General features: G+C 30.7%; 21 protein-coding genes. 9 read left to right on the forward strand and 12 right to left on the reverse strand.

Features of this window, described 5'->3' with window-relative positions:
• The first annotated feature begins 76 nt into the window (after nt 1-76).
• Nucleotides 77-1,063, forward strand: coding sequence for a lipoate--protein ligase (locus N5D90_RS01650; RefSeq protein ID WP_280061365.1), 987 nt, complete (start codon nt 77-79; stop codon nt 1,061-1,063).
• Nucleotides 1,064-1,101: 38 nt separating this feature from the next.
• Here N5D90_RS01650 and N5D90_RS01655 read toward each other — a convergent pair whose 3' ends face one another.
• Nucleotides 1,102-2,019, reverse strand: coding sequence for a hypothetical protein (locus N5D90_RS01655; protein WP_280061366.1), 918 nt, complete (start codon nt 2,017-2,019; stop codon nt 1,102-1,104).
• Between the two features lie 284 nt (nt 2,020-2,303).
• On the opposite strand from N5D90_RS01655, the gene N5D90_RS01660 reads away from it, so the two are divergent.
• Both N5D90_RS01660 and N5D90_RS01665 read left to right on the forward strand, forming a co-directional pair.
• Complete coding sequence (locus N5D90_RS01660; protein WP_280061367.1) at nt 2,304-3,335, forward strand: pirin family protein; 1,032 nt, start codon at nt 2,304-2,306, stop codon at nt 3,333-3,335.
• 119 nt (nt 3,336-3,454) lie between these two features.
• Nucleotides 3,455-3,982: an SRPBCC family protein gene (locus N5D90_RS01665; RefSeq protein ID WP_280061368.1), complete on the forward strand. Its 528-nt coding sequence runs from the start codon at nt 3,455-3,457 to the stop codon at nt 3,980-3,982.
• A 60-nt stretch (nt 3,983-4,042) separates the two neighbouring features.
• Here the strand turns inward: N5D90_RS01665 and N5D90_RS01670 are convergent, their stop codons facing one another.
• From N5D90_RS01670 to N5D90_RS01680, 3 genes are read right to left on the reverse strand one after another with little or no spacing between them, the layout of a single operon-like run.
• Nucleotides 4,043-4,837 carry a hypothetical protein gene (locus N5D90_RS01670; protein WP_280061369.1) on the reverse strand — a complete coding sequence of 265 codons (795 nt, stop codon included), beginning with the start codon at nt 4,835-4,837 and terminating at the stop codon, nt 4,043-4,045.
• 19 nt (nt 4,838-4,856) lie between these two features.
• On the reverse strand, nt 4,857-5,678 hold the full coding sequence (locus tag N5D90_RS01675) for a hypothetical protein (RefSeq protein ID WP_280061370.1): 822 nt from the start codon (nt 5,676-5,678) through the stop codon (nt 4,857-4,859).
• Nucleotides 5,679-5,702: 24 nt separating this feature from the next.
• Nucleotides 5,703-6,533 (reverse strand): hypothetical protein, encoded by an 831-nt coding sequence (locus N5D90_RS01680; RefSeq protein WP_280061371.1) that lies wholly within the window; start codon nt 6,531-6,533, stop codon nt 5,703-5,705.
• A gap of 639 nt (nt 6,534-7,172) precedes the next feature.
• Here N5D90_RS01680 and N5D90_RS01685 point away from each other — a divergent pair.
• Nucleotides 7,173-7,619 carry a hypothetical protein gene (locus N5D90_RS01685; RefSeq protein WP_280061372.1) on the forward strand — a complete coding sequence of 149 codons (447 nt, stop codon included), beginning with the start codon at nt 7,173-7,175 and terminating at the stop codon, nt 7,617-7,619.
• 43 nt (nt 7,620-7,662) lie between these two features.
• Here N5D90_RS01685 and N5D90_RS01690 read toward each other — a convergent pair whose 3' ends face one another.
• From N5D90_RS01690 to N5D90_RS01705, 4 genes are read right to left on the reverse strand one after another with little or no spacing between them, the layout of a single operon-like run.
• Nucleotides 7,663-8,589 carry an alpha/beta hydrolase gene (locus N5D90_RS01690; RefSeq protein WP_280061373.1) on the reverse strand — a complete coding sequence of 309 codons (927 nt, stop codon included), beginning with the start codon at nt 8,587-8,589 and terminating at the stop codon, nt 7,663-7,665.
• Entirely contained in the window at nt 8,586-9,182 is a 597-nt protein-coding gene (locus N5D90_RS01695; protein WP_038331609.1) for a hypothetical protein, read from the reverse strand. The genes N5D90_RS01690 and N5D90_RS01695 overlap by 4 nt, the downstream gene beginning before the upstream one ends.
• Entirely contained in the window at nt 9,163-9,642 is a 480-nt protein-coding gene (locus tag N5D90_RS01700; protein ID WP_038331612.1) for a PH domain-containing protein, read from the reverse strand. The genes N5D90_RS01695 and N5D90_RS01700 overlap by 20 nt, the downstream gene beginning before the upstream one ends.
• Nucleotides 9,635-9,907 carry a DUF2089 family protein gene (locus N5D90_RS01705; protein WP_038331614.1) on the reverse strand — a complete coding sequence of 91 codons (273 nt, stop codon included), beginning with the start codon at nt 9,905-9,907 and terminating at the stop codon, nt 9,635-9,637. The genes N5D90_RS01700 and N5D90_RS01705 overlap by 8 nt, the downstream gene beginning before the upstream one ends.
• Before the next feature lie 125 nt (nt 9,908-10,032).
• On the opposite strand from N5D90_RS01705, the gene N5D90_RS01710 reads away from it, so the two are divergent.
• The gene (locus tag N5D90_RS01710) at nt 10,033-10,575 is read left to right on the forward strand and encodes a lipocalin family protein (protein ID WP_038331617.1); all 543 of its coding nucleotides are present in this window, start codon (nt 10,033-10,035) and stop codon (nt 10,573-10,575) included.
• 58 nt (nt 10,576-10,633) lie between these two features.
• On the opposite strand, the gene N5D90_RS01715 is transcribed toward N5D90_RS01710, so the two are convergent.
• Together N5D90_RS01715 and N5D90_RS01720 are read right to left on the reverse strand one after the other, a co-directional pair.
• Nucleotides 10,634-12,004 carry a peptidylprolyl isomerase gene (locus N5D90_RS01715; protein ID WP_280061374.1) on the reverse strand — a complete coding sequence of 457 codons (1,371 nt, stop codon included), beginning with the start codon at nt 12,002-12,004 and terminating at the stop codon, nt 10,634-10,636.
• A gap of 136 nt (nt 12,005-12,140) precedes the next feature.
• The gene (locus N5D90_RS01720; protein WP_115000675.1) at nt 12,141-13,007 is read right to left on the reverse strand and encodes a hydroxymethylglutaryl-CoA lyase; all 867 of its coding nucleotides are present in this window, start codon (nt 13,005-13,007) and stop codon (nt 12,141-12,143) included.
• Between the two features lie 64 nt (nt 13,008-13,071).
• Here N5D90_RS01720 and pepT point away from each other — a divergent pair, with 64 nt between their 5' ends.
• A complete protein-coding gene (pepT, locus tag N5D90_RS01725) occupies nt 13,072-14,313 on the forward strand; it encodes a peptidase T (RefSeq protein WP_280061375.1) in 1,242 nt (413 codons plus the stop codon).
• Between the two features lie 87 nt (nt 14,314-14,400).
• Complete coding sequence (locus N5D90_RS01730) at nt 14,401-15,069, forward strand: head GIN domain-containing protein (RefSeq protein WP_280061376.1); 669 nt, start codon at nt 14,401-14,403, stop codon at nt 15,067-15,069.
• A 32-nt stretch (nt 15,070-15,101) separates the two neighbouring features.
• On the opposite strand, the gene N5D90_RS01735 is transcribed toward N5D90_RS01730, so the two are convergent.
• Nucleotides 15,102-16,193, reverse strand: coding sequence for a DUF3810 family protein (locus tag N5D90_RS01735; RefSeq protein ID WP_280061377.1), 1,092 nt, complete (start codon nt 16,191-16,193; stop codon nt 15,102-15,104).
• Nucleotides 16,174-17,148, reverse strand: a complete 975-nt coding sequence (locus N5D90_RS01740) for a bile acid:sodium symporter family protein (RefSeq protein ID WP_280061378.1) — start codon at nt 17,146-17,148, stop codon at nt 16,174-16,176. Before N5D90_RS01740 ends, N5D90_RS01735 begins: the two co-directional genes overlap by 20 nt.
• 156 nt (nt 17,149-17,304) lie before the next feature.
• On the opposite strand from N5D90_RS01740, the gene N5D90_RS01745 reads away from it, so the two are divergent.
• Together N5D90_RS01745 and uvrA are read left to right on the forward strand one after the other, a co-directional pair.
• On the forward strand, nt 17,305-17,643 hold the full coding sequence (locus N5D90_RS01745; RefSeq protein WP_280061379.1) for a hypothetical protein: 339 nt from the start codon (nt 17,305-17,307) through the stop codon (nt 17,641-17,643).
• Nucleotides 17,644-17,795: 152 nt separating this feature from the next.
• On the forward strand, nt 17,796-20,600 hold the full coding sequence (uvrA, locus tag N5D90_RS01750; protein WP_280061380.1) for an excinuclease ABC subunit UvrA: 2,805 nt from the start codon (nt 17,796-17,798) through the stop codon (nt 20,598-20,600).
• Nucleotides 20,601-20,783: the final 183 nt, after the last annotated feature.

Genomic DNA, 20,783 nt, shown 5'->3' on the forward strand with positions numbered 1-20,783 from the left:
GTGAGACAACTTTTTTAGGAAAGTTGTCTCTTTTTGATTCCATAAATTTCTTCCTAACTTTGCAAAAATAATTTGTATGATTATCATCGATTCGCCATCTCACGATGCGTATTTCAATATAGCTTTAGAAGAATATTTATTGTACCATTATCCAACGGAAGATATTTTTTTGTTGTATATCAATGCTCCGTCAATTATTGTTGGGAAATTTCAGAATACATTGGCCGAAATTAACTGGGATTATGTAACTGAAAATAACATCAAAGTTGTTCGTCGTATGTCGGGTGGTGGAGCTGTTTATCACGATTTAGGGAATCTAAATTTTTCTTTCCATACTTTATTGGGAGAGAATGATTTTATGGATTTTTCGACTTTTACAGAACCTGTTGTCAAATTGTTAAACGATTTGAATGTTCCTGCAAAATTGGAAGGAAGAAATGATTTGTTGGTTGATGGTAAAAAGTTTAGTGGAAATGCAAAATTGGCTCGTAATGGAAAAATGATTCAACATGGAACGATCCTTTTTAATTCGGATATGTCTGTTTTAGGCGATGCGTTAAAAATTAATCCCTTAAAATATGTGGATAAAGCTATCAAATCTAATCGTGCGCGCGTGATTAATTTGATTGAGTATTTTCCAAATGAAATGACGACGGATGAGTTGAAAGCTTTGTTGATTGATGAAATGTTAGCAACAAATGAAGGAGCAACAATTTATCATTTAACAACCGAAGATTTGAATGGTGTAGCGAAATTGATTGAAGAAAAATACCAAACATGGGATTGGAATTTTGGTTTTTCACCGAAATATAATTTCAAAAATGCGAAGAAAATTCCAGCAGGTTTTATCGAAGTTCATTTGGATGTTGAGCGAGGCGGAACAATAGAAAAAGCTAAAATATTTGGCGATTTCTTTGCTTCAGAACCGATAGAAGTATTAGAAAATAAGCTAATTGGTGTAAAACATAACGAAGAAGAGATTGCAAAAGTTCTGAATTCTATTGATGTAACAGATTATTTTGGAAAGGTTACAGTAGACGAAATTTTAGAATTATTTAGATAAAATGATAAGCCAAATTTCTAAGGAAGTTTGGCTTATTTTTATAAAACTTCAATTAATAATCGGGTTCTGTCGTACGAAGATTCCCAAAATCTTTTAATTTTCGTTTCTAGATTATTTTTCTTCGTCAAAGCTTCATCAAAAGTGTCTTCTGTAAAGAAATTCACATCTTCAGATTGAACCGAAATTGAGATGTTTTCAATTTGTTGATTAAAATAACCTTCATTTTTTAAGTCTTTTAGAATATCTAAAAGGAGTAAATCCATCGCTTTGGAAGGTGTTTGATTCAAATTAATTGGTTGTTGATATTTGGCTGAATTAATACTCCATAAATGATCATAATCGATGTTTTCGGTATCAATAACGCTTTTGAAATCGTTAAAACTTCCTCCATAAACCACATAATCATTATTTGGAACAGCTGAAATAATAATCGAAAATAAGCTATCGTCATTTTGTTCAGCTTCATTAATTAGTGCATTCAAACTATCTATTAATGCAGTTGTAATTTCAGTTTTATGTTCTAACAAGACTTTAAACGCAGTTTCAATGTTTTGTAGCGCATCAAAATCTGGTAAATCGAACGTTGAAATGGCTTCATGTAACATCTGTTCAAAAGTGGTTTTAAGATCAATCAAAAGGTCATCTTCTAACAAATAAAGTTGTTGAGTTTCGATATTTGCAACAATTAAATTCTCAGCATATTCATCACCAATTGCAATGAAATTAGTATGACCAAGTTCTTGAATGAGTTCATTTTGCTCCACAAATTCATCTTCCTCATTAAAAATTGCCCAAAAAACATTTTCATTAAATCCGAAATTTTTGAGATATTCTTTGAAAAAATCGGGAATTTTAGAATTCAACTGATTTTCTAATTCATTGATTTCTGATTTTTCGAGTCCTAAATCATCTTCAAAATAGCCTTGTTTTTTAATTTTATTGATTATTTTTTTCATCGTTTATAGTGTTGCTTCTGCTTTTTTTTGAATACTTTTTTCATTAGTCTTTTTTAAAGAATGTTGAATAAATATCCGAAATAATCCAATAATATTTATCCCTGATAATAGCTAATTTTTAGATGCATGAAATAATTATTAATGCCAAATTGACATCTTATTACATTGATTTGTAGAGGATTTGCCTTTAACTTGTTTTGTTTTGTAAGAACTGTCATATCAATGGGTTAATTGGTGATTTGGTTCGTATTTTGAATATGTATTTGTACATTAAATCAATACATATGAAAGTTAAAAATATAAATAAAGTTGTAGGCCCAATGCCAATTCGTGATCCATTTATATTAGGTGCATATCATTACGATTTGTATCCAAAAGGAAATGGAAAAATGGGGGTTGATGCCGAATTATTAAAAGGTAAAAACATTGGTCAAGATTTTGACAGAAATGCAGATTGGCGAATGTATCATGGTGAAACAATTCCAGGTTTTCCACATCATCCGCATAGAGGTTTAGAAATTGCAACCATTGTAGAAGAAGGTTTTGCGGATCACTTTGACTCGAAAGGTTCAAAAGGTCGTTATGGAAATGGCGATGTGCAATTGATGAGTGCTGGTTCTGGCGTTTTGCATGGCGAAATGTTTCCGTTGTTGAATGATGAAACGGATAATCCATTCCGATTATTTCAGATATGGTTGAATATGCATTCGTCAGATAAATTAACAGAACCAACATATAAAATGCTTTGGAGTGAAACGATTCCACAAAAAGATGTGAAAGACGAGGAGGGAAGAAACATGAATGTTCGAGTGGTTTTGGGTGATTATGCAGGTGTAAAATCGCAGGATCCTTTGGCACATTCGTGGGCGAGAAATCCAAAACATCATGTCGGAATTGCTTTATTGAATATGGATCCAAACTCTTCGTTTACATTGCCTGCAGTTTCTGAAACGATGAACAGATTTGTGTTTTTTTATGATGGAGTAGATGTTATCTCGATTGATAATTACAAAATTCAGCAAAGACATTTAGCAGACTTGAATGGAAATGAAGAAATTATCATTCAAAATGGAAATTCGCAAGCTAAAGTTTTGATTTTAGAAGGTGAACCAATTAATGAGCCTGTAGCGGCTTATGGTCCTTTTGTAATGAATACGGAGCAAGAAATTCGTGATGCTTTTGCAGAATATCAAAAAACACAATTTGGAGGTTGGCCTTGGGGTGACAAAGAAACCGATATCGTAAATCCGAAAGAAGCGGGACGTTTTGCAAGTTATAATTTTGGAAAAGAGTTGGATGAACCAGATTTGAAATAAGTTTTTAAAAAAATGATGAGGTCAGAAGAAATTCTGACCTTTTTTGTTGCTCGAAGTAGAGAATTTTATAGTTTCTAATCAAAATAAAATATAAATTAGTAGTAAATAAATTACACTTTATGAAACTATTAAAACGACTACTTTGGATTGTTGTGGGACTACTTGTTGTATTGACTATTACGATGTTTGCGATTGGAAAAAAATATCATTTTGAAACATCAAGAGTATTGAATGTGCCTATCGAAAAGGTGTATGAACAAGCAAGTTCTTCAAAGAAATTTAACGAATGGAATCCTTGGATGGATTTAGACCCTAATTTGAAATTAACTTATTCTGGTACGCAAGGACAGCCTGGAGATGAGTATTGCTGGGAAGGAAATGACGATGTTGGACAAGGTTGTCATGTGATTACAGATTTGGTTCCGAATCAAAAAATTGCAACTAAAATGATGTTCAAAAAGCCTTTCGAAAGTGATGCTACTTCTGATATCGTGTTAACAAAAGAAGGAAATAGAACAAAAATTACGTGGAGTATGGATTGTGAATTGGATTACCCAATGAATTTGATGAAACTGATGATGGATTCGCAAATGGAAAAATCTTATGGAAAAGGTCTTGATAAATTGAAAAAATTAGTTGAAGATTAATAATAAAAAAGCGAATTTAACTTTGTTAAATTCGCTTTTTTATATTGTTTTATTCAAATATTAGTTTGTTGGAATAGCGTATAAATAATTCTCGTAATTACGTGTTTCAAAGATATAATTTCCAGTAGTTCCATTTTTTAAACTATAGATATTTTCTATTAGTAAATAAATTGGTTCTTCTTTTGTTACTTCTATAATTGTTGAACCTGTGATAAAATTATAATAATGTGTATCTTGACTTTTTATCATATTACCACCAAAATTATTATCTACAACAGGACTTGTATATGTGAAGTAGGTGTGTGTAAGAGCAGTTTGCGAACTCGAAAGAAATAATTTTAACCAATAAGGTTTTGTATTTGCAGCTGCGTCATCATTTCTTAGTCGAATTGTTAATCCAACACTAATTAACCATTTACCAGGTTTTAGGGTAATAGATCCCTGCGAATATTTATAACCACCAGATTGATCAGAATTAATTGTTTGATTTGCTACAAATGTACCATTTTTCATGTATTGGAAAACTGGCAAATCTCTCCATGTACCAACACCATCTTTGTCACTAACTAACACTTTCTTATTTCCTTGTGTTCCATCTATAATTTGTATAGCACCAGCTGTAGTAGAGTTAATTTCTAATTTAGCTGAGGGTGATATAGTTCCTATTCCAACATTACCTACAGAATTAATATTTACATCATCAGTATAACCAGTAGGAGAACTACTACCTAAGTTGGTGTCTTTTTTAGGGTCGATATGTAATATTTCTTTAGGAGTACTTGTTCCTATACCCACTTGTCCATATGAAGAAATACTTGTAAAAAGTATACTATATAATAAAAAATTCTTTTTCATTTGTTTAAGATTAAGTTGATTATTTAAGATCTAACGGAACTGCATAAAAATAATTCTCCCAATTATCAGCTTTGAAATTCCAATAATTATTTGGTTTATTTTCAGCAACAACCCAAATTACAACTGTTTTTGAACCATCTTTAGGTTCTAAAACTTCAATAATAGATGATCCACTTATAAGATTGGCATTTCCGACACCAGCTGTTTTGTTAGGAATCATTAAACCAGCATAACCAGTATTATTACCTCCATGTCCAAGAAAATTAAATTTTGTCATAGTTCTGCCTGTATTCGTGTCAGACAAATAAATGTGTAGCCAATAAGGAGTGTTGAAATTCATTTTGAAAGTTGCTCCAAAATTTACCATCCAAACTCCTGGTGTTAATTCTATTTTTAAGTTTAAACTCTTTACATTTGCATTGGAACCATTGTAATCAGATGATAATAAGCCATCAGATTTAGACCACGTTCCTAATTCTATGGGTTTAATACTTCCTTGTATAAACCACTGCCCGATTCCATTTTCATCACTTTGTAGAAAGGCATTTGCTCTCTGAGTACCATCTACAATTTTTATTGCATTAGGATTTATAGTATTATCAGTAGTCGTAATAATTTCTAATTTTTTACTTGGAGTTACAGTTCCAATTCCCATTTGTCCTGTAGAAGTTACAACAACGTCATCTAATATAGTTTTATTATCGTTAGTAGAAGTATTTTTTGCGGCATCCACATGAAATACCTGTTTAGGATCTGAAGTTCCTATACCAACTCTACCATCTTGTGCAAATGCCATAGTAGAAATAATTATGGAATTTAAAAAGAGTAAGATCTTTTTCATAATGTATATTTTTAATTAGGTTGATTAATTAATTGGAATTGCATAAAAATAATTTTCTGGAGATTGTGTTTCAAAATCCCATTGCGCAATATTTTCTAAAAATAAAAAAATGTTAATTGGATTGGTTGAAGTTACTTCTATAATAGAAGTACCCGATAAGAATCCCCTTCCGTCCACACTACCATCTCCAAATACAACACCCGCATAACCTGTTGCATTACCTGCTGGGCCTAAGTTTGTAAATCCATTAGATGTAACACCAGTATTAGAACTAGATAATTTTGCATGAATCCAAAAAGCATTTGCTAATTCAACTTGAGTTTTTAGTCGAATTCCCATACTTACAATCCATTTACCTTTTGTTAAACCTGTTAGTGTAAGGTTGCTATAACTTGATCCTTTAGGTTCATAGTAACCAATATTATTACCAGTTGTTGATAATGGTATGTTATTAGAAACTTTAATATTAGTACCATCATATTTCCAAGCAATAGCAGATTTAAAAGAGTTAGGTATTTTCCATGTAGCCAAACCATTAGCATCGCTCATGAGATATTTTCCTTCACCTTGATTTCCATCTTTTATTAAAATAGCTTGGTTAGAAGTACCATCATTTACAACCAATTTAGTTTGTGGTTGATTTGTACCAATTCCTACATTTCCTGTAGTTGATTGTACAATAAAGTCATTTGCCTGCTGTGCAGGAGATACAACTGTAGTACCATCTTTGGGATTATCTTTATTCCCATCAACATGAAAAGTTCCTTTTGGATAAGCAGTTTGTATTCCCACTTGGGCATAAGATATGCTGCTAAAAATCAAAAAGGTTAGGCTGAAAATAGAATTTTTTTTCATAGGTTTTTAATTTGATTTAATGACAAAAATACACAAAAAAAAATTATAATAAAATAATATAGTCATTTTTAGAGTGATTTAACTAATTTAAAATGTTTAAGTTATAGTAATATAGTTTTTTATGTTATTTGAAACTTATGTTTTTTATAAAATTTAAACCCCTAAAATGAGAGAAATTAAGTTATTTTATTAATTTAAGACGTTTTATTTAAGAATGAGTTTTAATTCAAAAAATTTAATTATTTTTTTATGTAATCAATTGTTTATTAACTTATAAGAGGATAACATCAACCTATACAGTAATTTAATTTTTAAAATAGAAAATATAAAAGCAATAAATAAGATTATTTACCTAACGAATGTGATTCTTTTTTATCTTTAAAATTATATATAAAACAAAACAAAGAGCAAAATTTCTTCTGCTCTTTGTTAAATAACCTAACCAACCTTATACTATGAAAAATCTGTATAATCTTTAAACTCTTTTGTTACGAATCACAAATAAGAATTGTAAATTTATGAATACAATTGATGTTTTAAATTGATGTAGATCAAGAAATAACAATCAAAGAGATAATTTTTAATAAACTAATTATGTATAAACTAATAAAATGTTTCGTTTTAACTTTTTCAATTCTAATGTTGAACTCTTGCGAGAAAAAAGAACTCAAAACTAATCTTAAAACTTCTTCAAAAAATGAAATTGTTGTTGATAAGCTTTCGGTTGCCGAATCAGATTATGGAGTAGGTTGTGTGACCGAATATTATAAAAAAGGAAGTAAAATGAAAGACGAAATCTATTTACAAACAAGTTCTAAAGACGAGTTAACTTGGGTTAATTATATTTCGATTAATGGAAAAAGAGAAGTTTTTTCTTCTAAAAATGATGATACCAAATCCACTGAAAATGACAATGGATATACGTTGCGTTTAGAAAATGATGATTATATAATCGAAATTAATGCAAAAATTGGAGAACAAAATATTGAATCTGATTCAGCTTTAGCTAATGGATCAATGACAATCACTCGAAAATCTGATCAACAAACAAAAACAGTTGACTTTGAAGGAGGAACTGCATGTTAATTTTTAAATAAAAAGACAAAGCAATTTGCTTTGTCTTTTATGGTTATTTTTTGAGGATAAAATTAGAAATGACTTCGACTAATTCTGTATTTATTGGAAGTTCAGGGTTATTGTAAGAGGATAAATCATCTTTTGAAGTAACGTTTTTTAAAACATGATTCATCCCTTTGATAATAACAGAAGATTTTGGAGATAGGTTTTTAGCATTCTCCGTCTCAACTTGTATGTCCATATCACTTTGAATCACTAAAAAAGGAATAGTTAATTTATTGATTTCATTTACAGGATTATATTTAATCCAAGAAATTAAATAAGGTTGTACACTTTTACGAAATAATGCTGATAAACTAGGATTAATATTATTTACAGTATTTCCATTCTTTAAAGAATCTATAATAGCATACGATTCAGTTTTTAATTTTTCAGGAAGTTGAGTTAATTGTTTCTTAAGTATTTGGTCGATAGGTTCTCCAGCGCCAGAAACTGAGATGAATTTGTCGACATTTTTTGTTGAAGCAAGCATTCCAATTAATGAACCTTCGCTATGTCCAGCTATTGAAATAGAACTAAATCTTTTATCTTTTTTTATGAAAGTTACCCAATTACTTGCGTCTTCAACGTAATCATCAAATGTAAGTTTAGATTCGTCCAAATTAGCAATAGAACTTTCTCCAATTCCTCTTTTGTCATAGCGAATAGATGCAATTCCTTTTTCAGCTAAACTATGAGCTAAATATTTCAATGAATTATTAATCATCATATTATTGTTTCCATTTCTATCCGTTGGTCCAGAGCCAGAAATTAATAAAACAATTGGTATTTTAGATTTTGCGTTTTGAGGTAAACATAATGTTCCAAATAATTTAACTTGGTTTTCATTAAGTTGAATATCTGATTCTGTGAAATTATTTGTTGATTGACCAAAAGCTGTAGAACAGATAAGTATAAAGACAAATAAAACTTTTTTCATATATTTTGTGGGATTAATAATGATAATATTGAGGTTGAAACAATGATGAATAACAAGACAGCAATAAAAGCAAGAACTTGTTTGATGCTTTTCATATTAGTAACCGTTTTGAAACCAATGTACAGGTAGTAAAACATTACGCACAAGAAAAATATTGCGATAAAAGCTACAATTACAATGACAATCATTGTAGAAGCTTCGTGCAAAACTTCGAGATTATTTGTTGTAACTCCTTTTAGAACTTTGTCCATACTTTTGTTGACAATTGGAATAAAATCGGTAATAAATACAATGTAATAAGCGATTCTTGAGATTAAAACGACGTTTACAATGTCTATAATTCGCGTTCTGTTATTGATGATTTTTCCTAAAATGTAAAATAGGAGGATGGCAATCGCTAAATTTCTTGTGTTCTGATACAACAAATCGAGATAAGAATAAGAAATTCCATTTTTCTTGATGCTTAAAAAATCAGGGAAAAAAGATTCCGTTATTTTAGCGATGTATGTGAAAAAGAAATGCGAAAATAGCCCAATAATGAACAGTATTTTTTCATCGAAATATGCAAATGGATTAAGGAGTTTCTTTATCATTTTTTAGTGTATTTATTGTGTTAACAAATTCATCAGGTTTGTCGCAGCTTACCAAATATTTTACATTTTCTAATTCAATAGCAACAAGTTTTGTGCGATTTTTTATATTGCATCTGTAATTGTCCATAGATCTTCCTATCAATCCCATAAATCCTCTGCATCCAACAATTATCAAATTATTTTGAGATTTTCTTGTAATAATTTTTACTTCATTTATCGGAATAATATTCGTTTTAATTTTTGAAATAAAATAAATATTATTCAAATCAACTTTAATTTTATTTAATGAGATTAAATAATAATACGCAAACAATGGATAAATAATGATTGCATAAATCACCGCAACATATACTTCTGTTTCTTTAAACAATATTCCTCCAATTAAGATTATTAATATGATTAAAATTGTAGTTGTAACCTTGAAAAAAAGCGACATCGATGCTGAAAATTCTTTATTCATCAGACATTGTTTTTATTTTATTAATCAAATCATCTACTTTATTTCGCATGGTTGGATAGCTGACTTCAAATTCTTTTGCCATGTCTTTTAAACTTCCTGAGTTGACAAAGAATTGCATAATAAATGCTTGTTCTTCATTTGTAAGTTTCAGAAATAAAGGAAGTTCATAGTTTCCTACAACTTGTGTTTCGCAATGGTTGCAAATTAATTTTTCGACCGCTAATTCTTCGGCACAGCTGGGGCATATAACAGGAAGTTTTTTCATTGAATTAAATAATATTAAAATTAGTTTTAATAAAATTAAATAAAACTTTAATTAATTCAAAACATAAAATCATATTTTTTCAACTTTAATATTATTGATACATTTGCAACCTAAGTTTTAGTAAAATGAATTTTAAGAAATTAGCCCTTGCAGCATTGGCGTTAGGGACAACAGCATATATCGTTAATCACAATAAGAAAAATGTAAAATACAAACCTGCTCAAAATTTTGATTTAGGTGGATTTTTAGGACGTTGGTACGAAATTGCACGTTTGGAAAATAAAGCGCAAAAAGGACAAACAAATGTGACACATCGTTTTAATTTGAACGAAGAAAATGGACAATTGGAAGTAATTGTACGCGGATATAATGCGAAGAAAAAAGGGTGGGAGAAAATTGAAGGAATTGCAACGCAAGACATAGAAAATGTTGGGTTGTTCTCGACTACGTTTTTACCAATTTTTGCAAAGAAATTATATGTTATCGATTTTGATAAAGATTACAATAATGTATTAGTTGCAAGTGAAGATTATAAAAAGTTATGGATTCTATCACGTAAGAAAGAGATTTCGGATAAGGTAAAAGACAGATTTTCTGATTCGGCAAAGAAAGTAGGGTTTGATCCAAGTAAATTAATTTGGCCTTCTCAAGTTCCGATTGCGAAATAAGATTATTTATTTTTAGACATAAAAAAACCTCGAGAAATTCTCGAGGTTTTTTGTTCTATTATTTTTGGTTTTTCTTTTCCCAATCGATCGGGAAATTACAACTTTGGTATTCTTTTCCAATTTTAATGTAAGCATCACCAACTTGACGTTTTACCCAATCCATCAACAATGTACGTTCTTTATCTTGAACTGCAAATTTTTGAATTCTATAGTAATCATCTTGGTAATTGATTTTATGCTCTGGATAAAATTTATTGATTTTTAAGATTCTTAAAGCTTTTCTGTTATCAAAATCATCTTCGAAAACTTGAGAAATATCTCCTTCATTCAATGTTGCAATCGCTGTAAACATTGGTAGAGGTAAAGCCATTTTCTCGAAACGATCGTCACCAGAATTTTGGTTCATGATATTTCCTGAGTTAAATTTTGTGTATTTATCATCAGAAAATCTTAATGCAGCATCTTTAAATGTCATTTTTCCGTCGTTAATTAAAACTCGAATCGAATCTAATTTATTATAAGCCTTTTTTATTTCTTCTTCCGTTGGTTTCAACGTAATCAAGATATGACGCAAATCTAATTCTTGTCCACGACGTTTTTCTAACTTAATAATATGATATCCAAAATCAGTTTTGAATGGATCAGAAATTTCACCTTCTTGTAAGTTAAACGCAACCGCATCAAACTCTTTTACCATTTTACCACGAGAAACTTTTTTGTATTCACCTCCGTTACTTGCGGAACCTGGATCTTCTGAATATAAAATTGCTTTCGTTGCAAAAGAAGCACCTTCTTCAATTTCTTTTTTGATTTCTTTTAATTGATCAATAATCTTTTGTTGATTTTCTTGCGAAACTTCAGGATAAGTTACAATATGGCTAATCGAAACTTCGTCTTTTACGTCTGGTAACTCACCTTGGTGTTTTTCGAAAAACAAACGAACTTCTTCTGGCGTAGCATCAGCACCTTTTACAACCATTTCTCTTTTGTTACGTGCATAAATATTATCTTCTACGATATATTTAGTTTCGTTTTTCATTTCCGCCATTGTACGGAATCCGAAATAGTCTAAAATTTGTTTTTCTCCTCCAGCTTGAGCAATCAAACCTTCGATTTGGTTGTTTAATTGACGAGTTACCTCGTCTTGTGTCACTTTGATTAAAGTATCTTGTTTTGCACGATCAACCAACATTTTGTCTAACATAATGTCATTTAGGAAATCACATTTATCTTCGACTTGCATCCCTTGTTGTTTTGACATTAAATAATCTCGATCTACATCAGACTCTAAAACAATCTGATCTCCGACAACAGCAGCTATACCATCTACTTTAGCAAGACGTTTTGGTGTTGGTTTTGCTGTTTGTGCAAAAGTATTTACCGTAAATAATGCTGCAATTAGCAACATCATACTCGATTTAAATTTCATATACTTTAATTTCATTTTAATATTCTAAGCTCGATAAAAAAACTTACCGATGAGCAAATTTAACTTTTTTTGTTAAAGTCCAACATATTTTAATTTCCTTTAACAAAAGAATTGATTTTTTAGTTTATTGTTAAGATTAAACTAAGCCAAATGTACGCAAAGAAACATTCCAAGCAGATTCGAAATCAAAAAGATTCAAACCATGTTTTTCTTTGTGCTCATTTGCGAAACTAATTAACTTTTCGGTTGGCATATTTCCGACCATATCACTTTTTGACATTGGACAACCGCCCAAACCTTTTATAGCACCATCAAAACGACGACAACCATTATCATAAGCGGCTTGTACTTTAGAATGCCATTCGGTATAAACGGTATGAAAATGTGCACCAAATTCAATTTCTGGATAATGAGGAATCAAATTTTGAAACAAATCAACAATTGTTTTTTCGTCTGCAACGCCAATTGTATCTGATAAATTGATTGAAGAAATTCCGATATCAGCCATTTTTTTCGACCATTCTTTTACGATTTCTTCATTCCAAGTTTCTCCATAAGGATTTCCAAACGCCATCGATAAATAAATTAACATATGTTTACCATTATCATTTGCAATTTGGTTGATTTCTTTCACCATTTCAAATGCTTCTTCACGACTTTTATTCGTGTTGAATTGCTGAAAATTCTCTGAAATAGAAAAAGGAAATCCAATAATATCAACTTTTTCGTGTTCAGCAGCTTTTATTGCGCCACTTTTATTGGCAACAACAACAGACAATTTCGATTTTGAATTGGTTTTATCAATATTATCTAAAACTTCTTTCGTATCCGCCATCTGTGGAATCGCTTTTGGCGAAACAAAACTTCCACAATCTATCGCTTCAAAACCAACAGTCAATAAACGATTTAAGTAATCAATTTTCTTGTCAGTTGGTATAAAATCTTTGCGTCCTTGCATCGCATCACGTGGACATTCAATAATTTTAAAAGTTAGCTCACTCATTTTTTTGGTTTATTTGCGCCTTAAAGGTAGATAATTTAGTAATTTTGACAAAAATTAAAACGCAATGCAAACAGAATGGAGAGAAAAGTTGGTAACACGCTTTTTGAAATATGTTAAAACTTACACTGAAAGTGAGGCTTTTTTAGATAAATTTCCAAGTACAGATCGTCAATGGGATTTAGCAAATTATTTGGTTGAGGAGTTAAAACAAATCGGTTTAGAAGACGTTTCTATTGATGAAAATGGTTATGTTTTCGGATATGTTCCTTCTACAGTTGATCATGAAGTGCCTACAATTGGGTTTGTTTCTCATATGGATACATCGCCAGATTTTTCTGGAGAAAATGTACAACCTCAAATTTGGGAAAATTATGATGGTGAAGATATCAAATTGAACGAATCAATGATTTTATCACCAAACGAATTCCCTGAATTAGCTCAATATAAAGGTCAAACTATCATTACAACTGATGGTACAACATTATTAGGTGCTGATGATAAAGCTGGTGTTGCAGAAATTGTAACAGCTGCTGAGTATTTGATTGCTCATCCAGAAATTAAACACGGACGTATCGCTATTGGATTTACACCTGACGAAGAAGTTGGTCGTGGAGCAGATTTCTTTAATGTAGAGAAATTTGGTGCAGAATGGGGTTACACAATGGATGGTTCTGAAATTGGAGAATTAGAGTACGAAAACTTTAATGCTGCATCTGGAATTGTTACAATCAAAGGTAAATCTGTTCACCCAGGTTATGCAAAAGATAAGATGATTAATGCATCTAATATTGCGATGGAGTTTGCTGCACAATTACCAAACGACGAAGTTCCTGAATTAACTGATGGTCGTGAAGGATTCTTCCATTTAGCTAAAATCACAGGAAATGTATCTGAAGCAAAAATGGTGTACATTATCCGTGATCACGATATGGAGCAATATGAAGCGCGTAAAGCTTTATTCTTACAAATTGCTGCTGATATTCAAGAGCGCTTTGATCATGAAGTAATTACAGCAGAAGTTTCTGATCAATATTTTAATATGATTGAAAAAGTAAAAGAGAAATTTCAATCAGTTGAAATCGCAGAACAAGCTTTGAAAGACTGTGGAGTTACACCAAATATCAAACCAATTCGTGGTGGTACAGACGGTGCTCGTTTATCTTTTATGGGATTACCTTGTCCTAATATCTTTGCTGGAGGTCACAATTTCCACGGACCTTACGAATATGTACCAGTAGAATCTATGGAAAAAGCAACAGAAATTATTGTACGTATTGCAGAATTAACAGCTGAAGGAGCGAAATAATTCTTACAATATATCTTAAAAATAACTTAAGTTTTCTTTTTTGGTTTAAATTTTGTGTAATTTCAAATCAAATTAGAAAACTTTTTTATGAAAAATATCGTATTGTCAGCAGCCGCTATATTTTGTTCAACTTTTGCATTTGCGCAAGAAGAGATAAATGTTGGAGATTTTAATATCTTAAAAGTTTATGATAAAATTCCGGTTGAATTAATTTCTTCAAATGAAAACTTAGTAAAAATAGATGGAGTTAATGCAAGTGATGTTCAAGTTGAGAATAATAAAGGTGAACTGAAATTGAAAATGACAGGAACCAAATTGATGCAAGGAGGAGAAGCAACGGTTAAGGTTTATTACAAATCGTTATACGAAATTCAGGCAAGTCAAGGTTCTCGCATTTATTCTGATGATGTCGTAAAATCGCAAGCATTGTATTTGACGTCTAACGAAGGTTCATCTATCAAATTACCAATCGAAACATCAAAATTAGAAGTCAAAATAAATTCTGGTGCAGAAGTAATTTTAACTGGTGATACAGAATTTCAGACTGTAATTGCAAATTCTGGAGGAAAATATTATTCGAAAACATTAAATTCTGATACAGCAAGTTTAACAACAAATGCTGGTGGTGTAATAGAAGCGAGAGCAGAGAAATCTGTAGAAGCAAAAACTAGAGCAGGTGGAGTGATTGATATTTATGGTAATCCAACGCAGCGTAATCAGAAAAAATTAGCTGGCGGAAAAATTAATTTTAAATAATTAAAACTTTAACAATAATAGAAAAGCAACGATTAATTCGTTGCTTTTTTTGTTTGATACAACAAGTAAATCAATTCGACATATTTGCTATAACTTATCGTTCCTTCTTGATTATTTGCCTTCAAAAACTGATTATTTAATTCAGAAAAAGTATCGCTCGTAGCGCCTTCATATTTCAAATAATGTTTTAATTCGGCTTTTCTGTCTTGCTTTATTTTAGAATGCATATTATCCAATTCCATTTTCACAAAATACGGATCAGATTTGTAAATAGCGCCTAACAGTGTGTAAATACTTTTGTAATAAACAGAATAATTAATTTCAGGATTTTTAGATTTTGTGCCTAAATAATAAGCCAAAAAATTAGCTTCACTTTCTGATGCAAATCCCATTTGATGCCCATATTCGTGAAAAAGCGTAGCAGGTTGTTTCAAATTTGTATTGTATCGGTTCAGATTTGCTTCTACCGTAAAAGGATTATAGTATCCCAAAATTCCCATATAATTTTGCATTTCCGAAATCCAAGATAATTTGTAATGTGTATCATTTAATAATCGATAATTTTTCAACCATTTTACTTTTTTTACTTGAGATTGTAAAGCAAAAAACTCTTGGTTATACTCTTCTAAATCTGATTTGAATTTTATCGTGGTTGTCGAATCATTGTGTTCGATTAAATTTCTTGTTGATATTGCTTTATCAAGTTCGTAGCAATAGATTTCTTTCAGAATTTTAGGTTGAATAACGATTTCTTCTTTGTCAATTGTTAACGTTTCTTTTTTGTACATCACGCCCCAAGCAAATGTGTAAATAAAGTAAATACAGTTTGCAAAAATCATAATGCAATAAATTGAATGCGAGATTTTTTCTTTTGATTTAAAAAAACTTCGAATCAATTTAAAAATCAATACAAAACCGATTATTCCAATGATTAAATAAAATAATTCTCCAACAGGAAAATGAACTGAATTCGTGATTTTTGCAATAAATCCTGAAATTGGAAATGTAAGATGATTCACGATAAAATCATCAACGCTTTCTATTGAAAATAGTATCGAAAATAAAATAATTTGAAATAGAAAAATAAGAATACTTCGATAAGTTTTATTCAACTTCTTTAGCATATTGATTGGCGATATAACTGATATAAATTAACTGAAAAGTGTGGTAAAGCATAATCGGAATCAAATAAATACCGATATCTCCCGTAAAAATAACTGCTGCAATTACCGAGCCATGAACCAATGATTTTTTAGTCGAACAAAATTGAATGGTGATGTCATCTTCTCGATTAAAATTCATTTTCTTCGCAACCCATTTTGAAAGATTAAAAAAGAAAAAGAATAACGCAACTACAATTATGAAAACTGCCAACAACGGAAGAACGCCTAATTTTGAGAATAATCCATCCAAAAAAGTATGACTAAAACTGTTGTAAACAATAAGTACAATGGTTAGTTTATCCAAATTCCCGAATTGTTTTTTATATTTATTGTAAAAAAACCCTAAATAAGGTTGTAAAAGTGCGCCGACAAAAACAGGTAAAATAATTTTAAGAACCAAATCCAAAAAAGTGGCTAATAAATCAAATTCACCATTACTTTTTGATAAAAACAAACTCATCCAAAGCGGTGTAACAACAATACCTATTAGTCCAGAAATACTTGCATTAAAAATAGCGCTTGGTATGTTTCCTTTCGCAATCGAAACCATTACAACTGACGAAGAAACGGTACTTGGTAATGCGGCTAAATAAAATATTGCGACATAAAGTGTAAAATAAATTGGGTAACTTTTTACTAACGGATAAAAACACAATACTAATAATGGGAAAAATATAAATGTAATAGATTGAATCAAGACATGCATTTTCCAGTTTGCTAAATCCTTGAATACTTCTTTCCAATTAAGTTTTAATCCATAAAAAAAGAAAACTAAAATAACGCCAATATCTATTATTGTATTCAGATTGAAATCCTTGTAAGACCACAAACTAATATCAGGAAAAAAATAGGCGACAACAATGGCTACGAATAAAAATAGGATAAATGGGTCGGGTAATTTGTTTAAAATTTTCAAAATCAATAAAATTTAAACAAAAATAATAAATATGATGATAAACATTTACTAAATATTTAAGAGTTTGATTTAAAGACAAAACTACATAAGGTTAAGTATTTGTAAATTGAATAACTTTTTTTTTATATTTGTACTTACAAACCTAAAATCTATCTTATGAATACATGCCTCCAATGTAACCAAACACTATTTGGTCGAAAAGACAAAAAGTTCTGTAACGATTTTTGTCGAAATTCTTATAATAATAATCTTAATCGCGATAAAGTTGAAATTGTTCGTAATATTAATAACAGATTAAGAAAGAATAATCGTATATTGAAAACCTTATTAGATGAAGGCGCTCGTTCGGTAAATAAAAACGAATTGAGTTTGAGAAACTTTGATTTTAAATACATTACAAATGTAGATGAATCAAAAAACGGCACGATTTTTTATGTGTACGATGTTGGATATCAAGAGTTAAACGAAGAAAATTATTTATTATTTCAGGAATAAATTTTTATTTTTTTATTGAAAAAAGCGCGTCAACATGTTGATGCGCTTTTATATTTACACCTAATCTATTATCTTTTATACCTTATAATTTTATGACGAATTTTTGTGGTAATTAAGTTTAACTTTCTAAAATAACTTAACTTTACGCCACGATGAAAAAAGATATCAATCAACTTGATCCGAAAGAATTTATTCTGATTAAAGGTGCAAAATTGCACAACTTAAAAAACATTGATTTAGCGATTCCAAAAAATAAATTGGTCGTGATTACTGGGATGTCTGGTTCTGGGAAATCTACTTTGGCTTTTGATACGTTGTATGCGGAAGGTCAGCGTCGTTATGTCGAAAGTTTGTCGTCTTATGCACGTCAGTTTTTAGGGAAATTAGATAAACCTCAAGTTGATTATATCAAAGGAATTGCTCCTGCAATCGCGATTCAGCAAAAAGTAAATTCAACAAATCCACGTTCTACAGTTGGGACAACAACAGAAGTTTATGATTATCTAAAGTTGTTGTACGCACGAATTGGAAAAACATATTCGCCGATTACAGGAGAATTAGTTCAAAAAGATTCGGTAACGGATGCAATTGATTATTTACAAACTTTTGCGGCTGAAACTAAATTTATTCTTCAAATAAAATTGGTTGTGCCAGAGGAACGTTCGTTTGCAGAGCATTTGAATATTCTTCAACAACAAGGGTTTACACGTTTGAGTGTGGATGGAAATCAAGTAAAAATTGAAGACTTAATTTCATTTAATTTTGAGCCTCAACCCGAAAATGACGTTCATCTTGTCATTGATCGTATCGCTTTGCCAACAGAGGATGAAGAATCTTTTTATCATCGTTTGGCAGATTCTATCGAGACGGCTTTTTTCGAAGGAAAAGGAGAAATAGCGATTGTAAATGTAGAAGATAATTCGGTAAAATATTTTTCTAATAAATTCGAATCAGATGGTCTGATTTTCAATGAACCAACGATTCATTTCTTTAGTTTCAATAATCCTTATGGAGCTTGTCCAACTTGCGAAGGTTATGGGAAAGTAATTGGAGTTGAGGAAAACCTTGTCGTTCCAAATAAATCGTTGTCAATCTATGAAGATGCAGTTGTAGCTTGGAAAGGTGAGAAAATGGGCGAGTGGAAAAATCATTTTATCAAACTTTCTCAAAAAGTAGATTTTCCAATTCATAAACCATATTTTGAATTATCAGAAGAGCAAAAAGACTATTTGTGGCACGGAGATAATGATTGGGAAGGATTGGATGGTTTCTTCAAAATGGTTGAGGAGAATACATACAAAATTCAATATCGTGTAATGTTGTCTCGTTATAGAGGAAAAACAACTTGTCCGACTTGTAAAGGAAAGCGTTTGCGTAAGGAAACTAATTACGTGAAAATTGCGGATAAATCGATTAATGATTTGGTTGATTTACCTTTGAATGAGTTGAATGATTTCTTCACAAGTATTACATTTAACGAATATGATCAGCAAATTGCGGGTCGAATTATATACGAAATTAAGTCGCGTTTAACGTTTTTGTTAGATGTTGGTTTAGAATATTTAACGCTAAATCGAGCTTCGAATACCTTATCTGGAGGAGAATCACAACGTATCAATTTAGCAACTTCTTTGGGAAGTAGTTTGGTTGGTTCGATGTATGTGTTAGACGAGCCTTCGATTGGTTTACATTCGCGAGATACAGCCAAATTTATTACGATTTTACATCGTTTACGCGATTTAGGAAATACAGTGATTGTAGTAGAACATGATGAAGACATTATGAAAGCTGCCGATTATATCATCGATATTGGTCCAGAAGCGGGAACAAATGGAGGTGAAGTAGTTTTTGAAGGAACCTATGATGAATTATTAAAAGGTGATACATTAACATCTAAATATTTGAACGGAAAATTAGAAATTGAAGTTCCTAAAAAACGTCTAAAATCTCCTAATTATCTGAAAATTATTGGAGCAAGAGAAAATAATCTAAAAAATATTGATGTTAAATTTCCTCTGAACGAATTAACTGTGATTACAGGTGTTTCAGGTTCAGGAAAATCGACGTTAATGAAAGATATTTTAGCACCAGCTGTTCAACGTCATTTCGAGATTTTTGGAAATAAAATTGGTGATTTTGATGAGTTAGTTGGAGATCTAAAACAATTGGAAGGTATTGAGTTAATCGATCAAAATCCGATTGGAAAATCTTCGCGTTCTAATCCTGTAACTTACGTAAAAGCTTACGACGATATTCGAAATTTATTTGCTAATCAAAAAGCGAGTAAAGTGATGGGATTTCAACCAAAACATTTTTCGTTTAACGTAGATGGCGGTCGTTGTGATACGTGCAAAGGAGAAGGAACGATTACCATCGAAATGCAGTTTATGGCTGATGTAGAGCTGATTTGTGAAGATTGTCACGGAGAACGTTTCAAGAAAGAAATCTTAGAAGTTAAGTTTGAAGGAAAATCGATTTCAGATGTTTTAAATCTAACAATTGATGAAGCAATTGACTTTTTTGCAACGCATCAACAAAATAAAATTGTCGAAAAACTAAAACCATTGCAAGATGTTGGTTTGGGGTATGTAAAACTTGGGCAATCGTCAAATACACTTTCTGGTGGAGAGGCGCAGCGTGTGAAGTTGGCTTTTTTCTTGACGAAAGGAGAAACAACAAACAAAACCTTGTTTATTTTCGATGAGCCTTCTACTGGTCTACATTTCCAAGATATTCAGAAATTGATTAAAGCGTTACGTGCTTTGATTGATTTGGGACATTCGGTTTTTGTAATCGAGCATAATATGGATATTATCAAAGTAGCCGATTGGGTAATTGATCTTGGTCCAGAAGGAGGAAAAAAAGGTGGTTATTTAGTTGCTGAAGGAACACCAGAAGATTTTGTCAAAGCAAAAGAATCCTATACTGCACAATTCTTGAAAGATAAATTGAAATAATAATAAAATTAAAAAAATGATATAGCATTTATCTTAAAATATATAAATGAATTGTTTAAGTTTATATTAATGTAATTTTATACATTATTTTTAAGAATTAAATCTTGCAGTTTCTATCTCTATAATTTTAAATTGTATATAAGTGCGCACTTTTCATTTTAACTATAGGATTATATCTCCAAG

The organism is Empedobacter sp. GD03797, assembly GCF_029842105.1.
Lineage (GTDB): Bacteria > Bacteroidota > Bacteroidia > Flavobacteriales > Weeksellaceae > Empedobacter > Empedobacter falsenii_C.

Coding starts and splice junctions, on each gene's coding strand:
- N5D90_RS01690 (WP_280061373.1), bottom strand. CDS start 8,589: ATGAAAAAAGTTTTATTTGTCTTTATACTTATCTGTTCTACAGCTTTT.
- N5D90_RS01655 (WP_280061366.1), bottom strand. CDS start 2,019: ATGAAAAAAATAATCAATAAAATTAAAAAACAAGGCTATTTTGAAGAT.
- N5D90_RS01735 (WP_280061377.1), bottom strand. CDS start 16,193: ATGCTAAAGAAGTTGAATAAAACTTATCGAAGTATTCTTATTTTTCTA.
- N5D90_RS01710 (WP_038331617.1), top strand. CDS start 10,033: ATGAATTTTAAGAAATTAGCCCTTGCAGCATTGGCGTTAGGGACAACA.
- N5D90_RS01685 (WP_280061372.1), top strand. CDS start 7,173: ATGTTGAACTCTTGCGAGAAAAAAGAACTCAAAACTAATCTTAAAACT.
- pepT (WP_280061375.1), top strand. CDS start 13,072: ATGCAAACAGAATGGAGAGAAAAGTTGGTAACACGCTTTTTGAAATAT.
- N5D90_RS01680 (WP_280061371.1), bottom strand. CDS start 6,533: ATGAAAAAAAATTCTATTTTCAGCCTAACCTTTTTGATTTTTAGCAGC.
- N5D90_RS01670 (WP_280061369.1), bottom strand. CDS start 4,837: ATGAAAAAGAATTTTTTATTATATAGTATACTTTTTACAAGTATTTCT.
- N5D90_RS01665 (WP_280061368.1), top strand. CDS start 3,455: ATGAAACTATTAAAACGACTACTTTGGATTGTTGTGGGACTACTTGTT.
- N5D90_RS01715 (WP_280061374.1), bottom strand. CDS start 12,004: ATGAAATTTAAATCGAGTATGATGTTGCTAATTGCAGCATTATTTACG.
- N5D90_RS01705 (WP_038331614.1), bottom strand. CDS start 9,907: ATGAAAAAACTTCCTGTTATATGCCCCAGCTGTGCCGAAGAATTAGCG.
- N5D90_RS01660 (WP_280061367.1), top strand. CDS start 2,304: ATGAAAGTTAAAAATATAAATAAAGTTGTAGGCCCAATGCCAATTCGT.
- uvrA (WP_280061380.1), top strand. CDS start 17,796: ATGAAAAAAGATATCAATCAACTTGATCCGAAAGAATTTATTCTGATT.
- N5D90_RS01720 (WP_115000675.1), bottom strand. CDS start 13,007: ATGAGTGAGCTAACTTTTAAAATTATTGAATGTCCACGTGATGCGATG.
- N5D90_RS01650 (WP_280061365.1), top strand. CDS start 77: ATGATTATCATCGATTCGCCATCTCACGATGCGTATTTCAATATAGCT.
- N5D90_RS01695 (WP_038331609.1), bottom strand. CDS start 9,182: ATGATAAAGAAACTCCTTAATCCATTTGCATATTTCGATGAAAAAATA.
- N5D90_RS01730 (WP_280061376.1), top strand. CDS start 14,401: ATGAAAAATATCGTATTGTCAGCAGCCGCTATATTTTGTTCAACTTTT.
- N5D90_RS01745 (WP_280061379.1), top strand. CDS start 17,305: ATGAATACATGCCTCCAATGTAACCAAACACTATTTGGTCGAAAAGAC.
- N5D90_RS01675 (WP_280061370.1), bottom strand. CDS start 5,678: ATGAAAAAGATCTTACTCTTTTTAAATTCCATAATTATTTCTACTATG.
- N5D90_RS01700 (WP_038331612.1), bottom strand. CDS start 9,642: ATGAATAAAGAATTTTCAGCATCGATGTCGCTTTTTTTCAAGGTTACA.